This window comes from Roseicyclus sp., from assembly GCF_965662675.1.
Classification (GTDB): Bacteria; Pseudomonadota; Alphaproteobacteria; order Rhodobacterales; family Rhodobacteraceae; genus Roseicyclus.
The window spans coordinates 1-11,875 of record NZ_CBFIIK010000088.1 but is presented as its reverse complement, the minus strand read 5'-3'; the positions used below and the strand labels follow the sequence as shown (position 1 = coordinate 11,875).

General features: G+C 65.4%; 11 protein-coding genes. 10 read left to right on the top strand and 1 reads right to left on the bottom strand.

Features of this window, described 5'->3' with window-relative positions:
- The 10 genes from ACTG4J_RS11965 to ACTG4J_RS11920 form a co-directional block, all read left to right on the top strand.
- The coding region (locus ACTG4J_RS11965; protein WP_439139802.1) for an SDR family oxidoreductase at positions 1-259 on the top strand (259 nt) is incomplete at its 5' end.
- A gap of 10 nt (positions 260-269) precedes the next feature.
- The gene (locus tag ACTG4J_RS11960; RefSeq protein ID WP_439139800.1) at positions 270-1,478 is read left to right on the top strand and encodes an acyl-CoA dehydrogenase family protein; all 1,209 of its coding nucleotides are present in this window, start codon (positions 270-272) and stop codon (positions 1,476-1,478) included.
- A gap of 23 nt (positions 1,479-1,501) precedes the next feature.
- Positions 1,502-3,085, top strand: coding sequence for an AMP-binding protein (locus ACTG4J_RS11955; protein WP_439139798.1), 1,584 nt, complete (start codon positions 1,502-1,504; stop codon positions 3,083-3,085).
- Positions 3,082-4,128, top strand: coding sequence for a phosphotransferase family protein (locus ACTG4J_RS11950; RefSeq protein WP_439139796.1), 1,047 nt, complete (start codon positions 3,082-3,084; stop codon positions 4,126-4,128). Before ACTG4J_RS11955 ends, ACTG4J_RS11950 begins: the two co-directional genes overlap by 4 nt.
- The gene (locus ACTG4J_RS11945; protein WP_439139794.1) at positions 4,115-4,651 is read left to right on the top strand and encodes a TRAP transporter small permease subunit; all 537 of its coding nucleotides are present in this window, start codon (positions 4,115-4,117) and stop codon (positions 4,649-4,651) included. Before ACTG4J_RS11950 ends, ACTG4J_RS11945 begins: the two co-directional genes overlap by 14 nt.
- On the top strand, positions 4,648-5,952 hold the full coding sequence (locus tag ACTG4J_RS11940; RefSeq protein ID WP_439139793.1) for a TRAP transporter large permease: 1,305 nt from the start codon (positions 4,648-4,650) through the stop codon (positions 5,950-5,952). The genes ACTG4J_RS11945 and ACTG4J_RS11940 overlap by 4 nt, the downstream gene beginning before the upstream one ends.
- 38 nt (positions 5,953-5,990) lie before the next feature.
- Complete coding sequence (locus ACTG4J_RS11935) at positions 5,991-7,043, top strand: TRAP transporter substrate-binding protein (protein ID WP_439139792.1); 1,053 nt, start codon at positions 5,991-5,993, stop codon at positions 7,041-7,043.
- A gap of 81 nt (positions 7,044-7,124) precedes the next feature.
- Entirely contained in the window at positions 7,125-8,120 is a 996-nt protein-coding gene (locus tag ACTG4J_RS11930) for an NAD(P)H-quinone oxidoreductase (protein WP_439139790.1), read from the top strand.
- The gene (locus ACTG4J_RS11925; protein WP_439139788.1) at positions 8,117-9,067 is read left to right on the top strand and encodes an alpha/beta hydrolase; all 951 of its coding nucleotides are present in this window, start codon (positions 8,117-8,119) and stop codon (positions 9,065-9,067) included. The genes ACTG4J_RS11930 and ACTG4J_RS11925 overlap by 4 nt, the downstream gene beginning before the upstream one ends.
- A gap of 91 nt (positions 9,068-9,158) precedes the next feature.
- On the top strand, positions 9,159-11,513 hold the full coding sequence (locus ACTG4J_RS11920) for a DEAD/DEAH box helicase (RefSeq protein WP_439139786.1): 2,355 nt from the start codon (positions 9,159-9,161) through the stop codon (positions 11,511-11,513).
- A gap of 9 nt (positions 11,514-11,522) precedes the next feature.
- Here the strand turns inward: ACTG4J_RS11920 and ACTG4J_RS11915 are convergent.
- Positions 11,523-11,875 (bottom strand): TOBE domain-containing protein (locus ACTG4J_RS11915; protein WP_439139784.1); only part of this gene is annotated, 353 nt, incomplete at its 5' end.

Below are 11,875 nucleotides of genomic sequence, written 5' to 3'. Positions count from 1 at the left end.
GCGCAGCTTGGCGCTGGAATGGGCGCGCCACGGCATCCGCGTGAACGCGCTTTGCCCCGGCTATATCGAGACCGAGATCAACCGCGATTTCTTTGCCACCGAGGCGGGTCAAACCCTGATCCGCCGCGTGCCGCAGCGCCGGATGGGCAAGCCCGCCGATCTCGATGGCGCCTTCTTGCTGCTGGCCTCGGACCTCAGCGGCTTCATGACCGGAACCGAGATCGTGGTCGATGGCGGCCATTTGATTTCGTCACTGTAAGGAACGACCGATGGATTTCACCATTTCCCCCCGCATCGAAGATTTCCGCGCCCGCATCGCGCGTTTCGTCGATGAGGCGGTGATGCCGGTCGAGGCGGATCGCGCCAATTGGGACGCACATGGCAATATCGCCCATGCGCCCCTGAACGCGTTGCGCGCCAAGGCAAAGGCAGAGGGTCTGTGGTGCTTGCAACTGGCCCCGGAAACCGGCGGTCAGGGCTTGGGCAAGATGGGCATGGCCGTGTGCTATGAGGAGATGAACCGCTCGATCTTCGGGCCGGTGGTGTTCAATTCGGCCGCGCCTGATGACGGCAACATGATGGTCTTGGAAAAGATCGGGACCGAGGCGCAAAAGGCGCGCTGGCTTGCCCCCATCGTCGCGGGTGATGTGCGCTCGGCATTCGCCATGACCGAACCGCATCCGGGCGGCGGGTCGGACCCCGGCATGATGCTGACCACCGCCACCAAAAAGGGCGACAGCTATGCAATCCAAGGCCGCAAATGGTTCATCACTGGCGCCGAGGATGCGCAGCATTTCATCCTCATGGCGCGCACATCGGATGATCCGCGCCGGGGTCTGACCGCCTTCCTCTTCGACCGCGACGAGCCCGGCTGGCGGATCGAGCGGCGTATCCCGATCATGGGCCCCGAGGAGCATGGCGGGCATTGCGAACTGGTCTTTGACGACTTGGTTCTGCCCGCCGACCGCGTCTTGATGGGCGAGGGGTTGGGCCTCAAGGTCACGCAGATCCGCCTTGGGCCAGCGCGACTGACGCATTGCATGCGCTGGCTGGGTCTGGCCAAGCGTTGCACCGAAATCGCGCGCGATTATGCCGAAAACCGCCACGGCTTTGGCGTGCGGCTGGCCGACCGCGAAAGCATCCAGATCAAGCTGGGCGATCTCGCGATGGGGATCGAGATCGGACGGCTTTTGGTGATGAAGGCGGCATGGGAACTCGACCGCGGCGGTTTCGCCAAGAAAGAGGTCTCGATGGCGAAAATCCATGTCGCCAACCTTTTGCACAAGGCCGCCGATGTCGCGATCCAGATCAACGGCGCGCGCGGCTATTCGCAAGATACGGTGCTGGAATGGATCTACCGCTACGCGCGCCAAGCGCGGTTGGTCGATGGTGCCGATGAGGTGCATCAAATGGTGCTGAACCGCCACCTTGCCAATGAGGGGCGCGATTTCTGGCACTGGGATAGCGCGGCGGGCTGACGACAGGGCAAGGGGGGCAAGCGATGTTCAGCGATCCGCATCTGGCACCGCGCGCGGCGAATTTCCGGCCGCTGACGCCGCTTGACCTGCTTGACCGGACGCTGGAGTGCCACGCCGCCCGCCCGGCCGTTGCATGGCGCGCGCATATCTGGAGCTATGCTGAATTTGGCGCGATCGTCGGCCGCATGGCGGGGGCGTTGCGCGCCCAAGGGATTGGCCCCGGCGATGTGGTTTCGGTCGCCCTTGGCAACCGCCCCGAGATGCTGGCCGCCCATTTCGCCGTGCCGGCGCTGGGGGCGGTGTTGAACACGCTCAATATCCGGCTTTCAAGCGCCGAGTTGGGCTATATCCTCGATCATGCAGGCAGCAAGGTGCTGGTGGCCGAAGCCGATTATCTGCCCGACCCCGCCGACGCACCGCTACCCCGGATGGTCTTGTGCAGCGCGCCGGGGGCCGGTGACGGGATCGACTGGTTTTCCGGCCCTGCCCCCGATCTGGCGCTGAGCGCCGCCATCACGGATGAGGCGCAGGCGATTTCGCTCAACTACACCTCCGGGACGACCGGCAAGCCCAAGGGCGTCGTCTACACCCATCGCGGGGCCTTTCTGAACGCGATGGGTAATGTGCTGGCGCTGGGGCTGAGCTGTGACAGCCGCTATCTCTGGACGCTGCCCCTGTTTCACTGCAACGGCTGGTGTCAGGCTTGGGCAGTGACGGCGGCGGGGGGGCTTCACGTCTGCCTCGACCGGGTCGAGCCTGCGCTGATCCTGTCGGAAATCGACCGCCATGCCGTCACGCATATGAGTTGCGCGCCCGTCGTGCTGTATATGTTGCTCGACCATGCCAAGGAACCGCCGCCTGTCCGGGTCAAGGTCACGACCGGGGGGGCCGCCCCCACCCCTGCGCTGTTGTCGGGGTTGTCCAAGCTCGGCTTTGATCTCAGCCATATGTATGGGCTGACCGAAAGCTACGGTCCCGCCACGATCAACGACCCAAGCGACCCGGAGGCCGATCTTGAGACCCGCGCGGCGCTGATGGCCCGCCAAGGTCGCCGCCACCCCACGGCGGGGCGCGCGCGTGTGGTAGATGAAAACGGTCAGGATGTCCCCGCCGATGGGCAGACGATGGGCGAGATCGTCTTGGCCGGAAACACCATAATGGCCGGCTATTACCGCAACGCCGAGGCGACCGATGCCGCATTCGCGGGCGGCCTGTTCCGCTCGGGCGATCTGGCCGTGGTCCATCCCGATGGGCAGATCCAGATCCGCGACCGGGCCAAGGATATCATCATCACCGGCGGTGAGAATGTCTCGAGCCTCGAGGTGGAAACGGTGCTGCACCGCCACCCCGATGTGCTTTTGGCCGCCGTCGTGGCCGCCCCCGACCCGAAATGGGGCGAAACGCCTTGGGCCTTTGTCGAGCCGCGGCAAGGGGCTGTGCTGACAGCCGCGGCACTCGATGCGTTCTGCCGCGAGAACCTTGCGGGCTACAAACGCCCCCGGCGCTTTGTCTTTGGCCCCCTACCCCGCACCGCGACGGGCAAGATCCAGAAGTTCATGCTGCGCGAACAGGCGGCCCACGCCCTCGCCAACGAGGGGGCGGCATGACAAGCGCGGCGCTTGATATCGCGGCCTTGGCCGCATGGCTGGCCGCGCGCATTCCCGGCACCGGGCTGCCCAACCTTACCCGCATCGGCGGCGGGCAATCGAACCCGACATGGTTCGTCGATTGGGGGGGCGCGCGCTTGGTGCTGCGCAAAAAGCCCGATGGCCCGATCCTGCCCGGCGCGCATGCGGTGGAGCGCGAGTTTCGCGTGATGCGCGCCCTGTGGGGCAGCGACGTGCCCGTCCCCCGCGCGCTCTGGCTGGAAGAGGATGCAACCATCCTCGGCACGCCCTTCTACCTGATGGAACGGCTGGAGGGGCGGGTGTTCTCCGACACCGCCCTGCCCGGTGTTACGCAAGAAGACCGCCGCGCGATGTATTTGGATATGGCCCGCGTTCTGGCGCGGCTGCACGCCGTGCGCCCCGAGGCGGTGGGGCTGTCCGATTTCGGCAAACCCGGCAATTACTTCGCCCGCCAGATCGCGCGCTGGAGCAAGCAATACCAAGGCTCGACCGGGAAGCGCATCGCAGCCCTCGATCATCTGGTCGAGTGGCTGCCCGCCAACATGCCCGAAGATGACGGGGCGGTCTCGATCGCGCATGGCGATTTCCGGGTCGGCAACCTGATGTGGCACGAGACCGAGCCGCGCGTCATTGGCGTCTTGGATTGGGAATTGTCGACGCTGGGCCATCCGCTGGCCGATCTGGGGTTCTGCGCGATCCCGTGGCATTCGAGCGAAAATGAATATGCGGGCCTTCTGGGCCGCGACTGGCAGGGCGCGGGCATTCCCAGCCGCGATGAATTCGTCGCCGAATACATTTCCAATGCCCGGCCCACCGGGCCGCTTTTGCCCTTTCACATCGCTTTTGCGCTCTTCCGCTTCGCCGTGATCTTCGTCGGTATCGCCGATCGCGCACGGGCGGGATCGGCCGCCTCGACCGAGGCGGCGAGCTTGGGTCCATTGGCCGAACGCTTCGCCGCGCGCGCCATCGCCGTGATCGAGACACAAGACCCAGCAGGGAGGGGACACGATGTTGCTCTTTAGGGCCGTCGACGCGCTCAACAGCGCGATCGGCAAGGCCATCAGCATGCTCATCTGGGCGGGGATCGTGGTACTCTGCTACGAGGTGGTGGCCCGCTACATCTTTGGCCAGCCAACGCTTTGGGCGCATGGCTATACCCAGCGCATCTTCGGGTCCTATTTCGTATTGGTGGGCGCCTATACGCTGATCCGCAACGACCATGTACGGGTGGACCTGCTGCTCAACACCGGCGGGCCACGGCGGCGCGCGGCGCTGGACCTTCTGAATTTCACCTTCCTCGTGATTTGGGGCGCGGTCCTGTCATGGGAGGCGTTCTGGTTCTTCGAAGACAGCTGGCGCTTCAACGAGGTCGATGAAAGCGCGCTGCGCCACCCGATGTGGCCGATCAAGCTGGCCATGTTCGCGGGTGTGGCGCTGATCACGCTGCAAGGCGTGGTCGAAATGCTGCGCGCGCTGATCTTGCTGATCAACCCCACGGCAGATGTCGGCCGCAACACCGCCGCCACGGGGAGTGTTGCGCAATGACGCCCGAAATTCTGACGATCGGCATGTTCAGCATGCTCTTGGTGGCGATCTTGCTGGGTGTGTCGCTGTCATTCGCGCTTGGCGGCACAGCGGTTGTGTTCGGCCTCTTGGTCTTTGGACCCAACGGCATGTTCACCATTGTGTCGACCATGTTCGGCTCGATGTGGTCGATCCTGTTGTCGGCGATCCCGCTGTTCGTGTTCATCGGTGTGGCGCTCGCGCGTTCCAAGATCGCCGAGGATTTGTACCAATCCTTTTACCTGTGGTCGGGGCGGATGCCCGGTGGATTGCTGATCGGCACCTCGGGCTTTGCCGCGACGCTGTCGGCGATGACGGGAAGCTGCGCGGCCTCGACGGTGACGACGGGACTTGTGGGCATGCCCGCCATGGCCCAGCGCGGATATGACCGGCGCTTTGTTTTGGGCACCATCGGGGCCTCGGGCACATTGGGAATTCTGATCCCGCCCTCGATCACGCTGATCTTGATCGGGATGCAGACGGGCCAATCGGTGGGGCGACTCTTCATGGGCGGTCTGGCCGCTGGTCTGCTGCTTTTGGCGATGTTCATGGCCTATATCGCGATCCGCAGCCGCATGAACCCCGCCCTTGCCCCGCCTGCCGCACAGACGGCCCCGCTGGCGGAACGGCTGAAATCGCTGCGCGCGGTGATCTTGCCCTTGGTGGTGATCTTGTCGGTGCTGGTCTCGATCTTCGCGGGCATCGCCACGCCCACCGAGGCGGCGGCCGTCGGCGCACTGGCCGTCGTGATCTCGGTCGCGATCAGGGGTGAGCTGAATTGGAGCTATGTGCGCAAGGTCAGCCACGACACCGCCTCGATGACCGGCATGGTGATCTGGATCGTCTTTGGCGCCTCGGCCTTCGTCGCGGTCTATGGCGGCGGCGGCGGCACGCGCTTCATGCAAAGCTTTTTGCTGGGGCTCGAGGTCAACCCCCTGATGATGATCTTGCTGATGCAGCTGATCACGCTGGTCTTGGGCATGTTCCTTGACCCGGTAGGAATCATATTGCTGGTGCTGCCGATCTTCTTTCCGATCGTCACGACCTTGGGCTTTGATCCGATCTGGTTTTGCATCTTGTTCCAGCTGAACCTGTGCATCGGCTATATCTCGCCGCCCTTCGGCTACAACCTGTTCTATCTCAAGACACTCAGCCCAGAGACGCCGATCCTTGAGATCTACAAGGCGATTTTCCCGTTCTTTTTCCTGATGCTGGCCACGGGGGCGGCGATTTTCCTGTTCCCCGAGCTTGTGACCAGCTTCACCGCCATCCCCGCGCGCTGAGGCGGCGGGGCGACTACCCACCAGAGGAGGAGAAGACCATGACCAAGAAGATCCAACCGCTTTCCCGCCGCGGCTTTTTCGCCGCGTCGGCCGGCGCTGCCGCGGGTGTGACCCTCGCAGCCCCGGCGGCGATTGCGCAGACCAAGACCGTCTGGCGCATGCAGACGCATTGGCCCACTGGTAATTGGTACTACGAAGATGTCTTCGTGAAGTTCTGTAACCGCATCACCGCGGCCACTGGCGGCGAGTTGACCATCGAACCGCACGCCCCCGAAAGTATCGTGCCCACGGGCGAGGTGCTGAACGCGGTGCGTCGCGGCTTGCTGGAAAGCGCCTTCATCTACCCCGCCTATTGGATCGGGCGCGTGCCAGCCGCCGGTCACCTGAACGGCCATATCGGCGTTTGGGACCGCCACGAAGAACAAGACATCTTCTACTACGAGATGGGCGGCCTCGACATCATCCGCGAAGCCTATGCCGAGCAGGGCGTCTATCAGGTCGGCCCCGTCTCCTATTCGGGTCTGACGCTGTGGGGCAACCGCCCGCTACGCACAACCGCTGATTTCGCGGGCTGGCCGGTGCGCTCGACGGGGGCTGCGGGCCTTGTGCTGGCCAAGATGGGCGCCTCGCCTGTCTCGATCCCCGGCGGCGAGCTTTACCAAGCGCTGCAATCGGGTGTCGTGGATGGCGCGCATTGGGGCTCCACCTCGACGGCTTGGGGGATGAACTTCCAAGAAGTGTGTAAATACGTCATGGAGCCCGACCTGCTTGGCCACCTGAACGGCGAAGTCATGGTGGGTCTTGATGCTTGGAACGCGGTCGGCGATGATATCCGCGCGACCGTGTCCGAGATCGTGCGCGCGACATCGGCCGAAGCGGCGGCGCATTTCTTGTATCGCGACCTGACCTTCAAGCAGGAATTCGTCAATGCACGTGGCGGCGAATTGGTTACCATCGACGATGACGCGCTGGCCGCGCTGCGCGCCGCATCGCTGTCGGTCGTCGATGATTTCTCGGCGCAAGACCCGACCTATTGCGGGCGCTTGGGCGAGATGCTGCACGAGTTCCTGCGCACCACCGGCCGCGCCTGATCGCGCGCGACGGACATGATGTTTGCGGGGGCCGGTTCGCCGGCCCCTGTTCTACGAAACGCCAAGAAAGATGAGGATATCATGACCCTGCCCCGCACCATGACCGTGGTCGAGATCTCGCAATACGGCGGACCGGAGGTCTTGGTGCCTGCAACCGCCCCTGTGCCTGTGCCGGGCGATGACCAAATCCTGATCAAGGTCGCCTATGCGGGCGTCAACCGCCCCGACGCGCTGCAGCGCGCGGGCAATTACGCACCGCCCAAGGATGCCTCGCCCCTGCCCGGGCTGGAGGCATCGGGCCTTGTCGCGGCCGTGGGTGCCAATGTCACCCGCTGGAAAACGGGCGATGCGGTCTGCGCACTGTTGCCGGGCGGGGGATATGCCGAATATGCCGTCACTGCCGCCGATCACGCGCTGCCCGTACCCAAGGGCATGACGTTGGAGGCCGCGGCGGGCCTGTGCGAGACCTTCTACACCGTCTGGACCAATGTCTTCATGCGCGGTGGGCTGAAGGCGGGCGAGCGGTTCTTGGTCCATGGTGGCGCATCCGGCATCGGGACGACGGCGATCCAACTGGCCCATCTGCGTGGCGCGCGCGTTTTCGCGACCGCAGGCAATGCCGAGAAATGCGCCGCATGCGAAAGGCTGGGGGCCGCGGTGGCCTATAATTACCGCGAGACCGATTTCGTCGCCGCCATGCGCGCCGAGGGCGGGGCCGATCTGATCCTCGACATGGTGGGCGGCGATTACATCGCGCGCAATCTGGACGCGCTGGCGATGGATGGGCGGCTGGTGCAGATCGCCTATCTGCAAGGGTCCAAGGTCACGCTCGACATGATGCAGGTGATGACGCGGCGCTTGACGATCACGGGCTCGACCTTGCGCCCGCAATCGCATGCCGCCAAGGCCACCATCGCACGAGCTTTGGAGGCCGAGGTCTGGCCGCATCTGGATATCGGCGCGATTGCGCCCGTGATGGACAGCACCTTTGATCTTGCCGATGCGGCAAAGGCCCATGCAAGGATGGAAAGTGCCGCCAATATCGGCAAGATCATCCTCAAGGTCGCCGGGGCATGAGCGATTGGCGCAGCCACGACATCTCGGCCCGGCACCGCGTCGCCTCAAGCGACACGCCGGGCCTTGATCTGGTGCTGCGCCACAGGGGCGAGGACGGCCCGCCGGTCTTGTTCGTGCATGGCGCGACATTCTCGGGGCGGCTGTTCGACATTCCCCATCCGGGGCTGAACTGGCTGCAAGTCGCGGCTGATGCGGGCTTTAGCGCCTATGCCATCGACATTCGCGGCTATGGGCTGTCGAAACCCGATACCTTCCCCGAGGGGCGACCCTATGCGACAGGCGATGAGGCCATCGCCGATATCGGCGATGCGGTCGATTGGATCGCGGCACGCCACGGAGGCGCACAGGTTGCGCTTGTCGGCTGGTCTTGGGGCACGCTCACCACCTCGCGCTATGTGGCGGGCGTGGGCGCGGGCAAGATCAGCGCGCTGGCCCTCTACGCGCCCATCTATGCCGAGGTGAACGAAGACTGGATCGCCGTCATGGCCGACCCATCCGACCCAAGCCGCCACCGCGATTTCGGCCCCTATCGGCGCGTCGATCTGGCCGATACCCGCGCCCGCTGGGATGCGCAACTGCCGCAAGGCGCGGATTGGCGGGATGAGACGGTGCTGCAAGCGATGGTCGCTGCCTCCATCGCCGATGACGGGGGGGCGAGCGATCATTTCCGGGTACCGAACGGCACCTTCCTTGACCTGTGGGAGTGCTTCAACGCGCGGCCCATCCATGATCCGGGGGCTGTCACCTGCCCAACGTTACTCATCCGCGGTGCGCAAGACCCGACCTCCACCCGCCACGATACGCTGGCGCTCTTCGATCGGCTGGGGGCGGCTGACCGCTCTTACGTCGAGATCGCAGGCGGCACGCATTTCCTCAATGCCGAGGCCCGTGCGCCCGCGCTCTTCGATGCGGTCAATGCGTTCTTGCGCCGGACGCATGGCAAATGACGCAGCAAATCCTCGACATGGGCGCCCAGATCGCCTAACCGGGGCGCGACCCACGCCTTTTGCGTGAATTTCCGAACGGACCCCCAATTTGATGATCACGACCCTGACCGAAGCCCTCGCCGAACGTGGGTTCGATGTGCTGACCGATGTGCAGCAAGCCGTTACCGCCCCGGAATTGGCGGAGGCCGATCTGCTTGTCTCGGCGCAGACGGGATCGGGCAAGACCGTGGGGTTCGGCCTTGCCATCGCGCCAACCTTGATGGGCACCGATACCCGCCTTGGACCACCCGCCGGCCCCTTGGCGCTGGTGATCGCACCAACGCGCGAGCTGGCGATGCAGGTGCAGCGCGAATTGGCATGGCTTTACGCCAAGGCGGGCGCGCGTGTCGTGTCTTGCATCGGCGGCATGGATGCCCGCGAGGAGCGCCGCGCGCTGGAACGCGGCGCGCATATCGTTGTCGGCACACCGGGGCGTTTGCGCGACCATATCATGCGGCGCGTGCTAGACCTGACCGATATCCGCGCCATCGTGCTGGACGAAGCCGACGAGATGCTGGATCTGGGCTTTCGCGAAGACCTTGAATTCATGCTGGGGGCGGCCCCGGCCGAGCGGCGGACACTCTTGTTCTCGGCCACTGTGCCGCCCGCGATTGCGGAACTGGCCAAACAGTTTCAGCGCGACGCGGTGCGGGTCACCACGCTGTCGCGCGGTAGCCAGCATGCCGATATCAGCTATCAGGTGGTGCAAGTCGCAGCTCAGGATGCGGAAAACGGGATCATCAACCTGCTCCGCTTTCACGATGCGCCAACGGCCATCGTGTTCGCCAATACCCGCGCCACCGTGGCGCGACTGGCCGCGCGCTTTGCCAATCGCGGGCTGTCCGTTGTCAGCCTCTCGGGCGAGTTGAGCCAAGATGAGCGCAGCCATGCGTTGCAAGCCATGCGCGACGGGCGCGCGCGGGTCTGTGTGGCCACCGATGTGGCCGCGCGCGGCATCGACCTGCCAAAGCTCGATCTGGTGATCCATGCCGATCTGCCGACCAATACCGAGGCGCTTTTGCACCGTTCGGGCCGGACGGGGCGCGCAGGGCGCAAGGGCATCTCGGCGATGATCGTGCCCGACAAGATGACGAACAAGGCCTCGCGCCTGCTGAAATGGGCCAAGATCCAAGCGGAATGGACCTTCGCCCCCACGGCGGACGAGATCTTGGCACTCGACGAGGCGCGGCTGTTGGACGATCCGCTTTGGACGAACGCGTCAAACGAGGGCGAGGCCGCCTTTGCCGCCAAACTGATGGCGACCCATAGCCCCGAACAAATCGCGGCCGCCTGTCTGCGGCTTTACCGTGCCGGGTTGTCCGCGCCCGAGGATCTGGGCGCACCTGCCGCACCGGGCGCGCGCCCTGAGCGTCAGGCCTTTGGCCCCTCCGTCTGGTTCGCGCTGTCGGTCGGCCGCGCGCAGCGTGCCGAGGCACGCTGGCTTTTGCCGCTTTTGTGCCGGGCCGGCAATCTTGACAAGGCGCAGATCGGCAAGATCCGCGTCGAAGAAGACCAGACCTTGGTCGAGATCGCCGAGGCTGCTGCTGCGGGCCTGTCGGCGCGACTGGGAAGCGATGGCCTGCTTGAAGATGGCATCACCGCCAAGCGCCAAGACGGTGCGCCGCAAGGTCGCCCGGCGCGCGCGGCCCCTTCCAAACCGCCCCGCGCCCGGTCTGATGAAACCACAGCGCGCCCTGCTGCGCCCACGGCCGAAGTGACTGCACCCGCTGCGCCAAATGCTGCCGCCGCAGACAGCCCGGCCATAGCAGTGGCCGCATCCCCTCCCAGCCCCGCCCCCCGCGCGGCGGCTGGGGAAAAACCGAGATCAAAGGCCCCTTACAACCCCGACAAAGCCCCCGCCAAGCGCAGCACCCCCGCCGAGGCGCCGCAAGACGGCGGCCATCGTCCCTACAAGGATGCAGCGCCCTACCGCGCGGACAAGCCCAAGGGCGGCAAGCCCTATCAGGGCGCAGGCAAGCCCGGACCAAAGCAGGGCGCATCCGACCCGTCAAAGCGTTTTGGCAAACCCGGCGGAAAGTCTCCCGGCAAATATGGTGAGGCATCCGGCGCCAAGCCCGAAGGGAAATATGGCGAGAAGCCGGCGGGCAAGTTCGGCGGCAAGCCAGGCGACAAGTCAAGCGGCAAGCCGGCCGGCAAACCTTGGGCCAAACCGGGTGCGGGCAAGCCCTATCGCGGCGATGCAAAACCTGCCGCCGCCGATGGTGCCAGCCCACCGCGTGCGCGGCCCAACGCTGCCGACCCTTCCCAGCGCATGACCCGGCCGGGGGGGAAACCCGGCGCTGTCCCCGGCAAACCGCGCAGCGGCAAGCCCGGGGGTCGCACTGGCCCCGCCGGTCCGCCTCCACGTGGCGGCAAGGGCAATGGCAAAGGCAAGGGCAAAACCTGAGACCGAAACTCAGCGGGCAGCCTCACTGCCCGCGGCCCCGCCCACATCGCCCGGCGCGACCGAAACTGATTTGACGATCGCATGGACGCTCACACCCGGGGCAAGGGCAAGCGCCGTGGCCGAGCGGCGGGTGACCCGCGCCAAGACGCGACCCGCCGCGGTGTCGATGGCAACAATCGCCCCCGGCCCCTCGCCCGCGCGGATCTCTTGCACTAGGCCGGGCAGGATATTGAGCGCCGACAACCCCTCGGGGCGGCCGCGCGACAACAGCACATCATGGGCCGCGATCCTGACGCGCAGGGGCGTGCCGGGCGACTGGGCCAACTGCGGCAAGAAGAGCGCGATGCCGTTGGCGTCAAGCT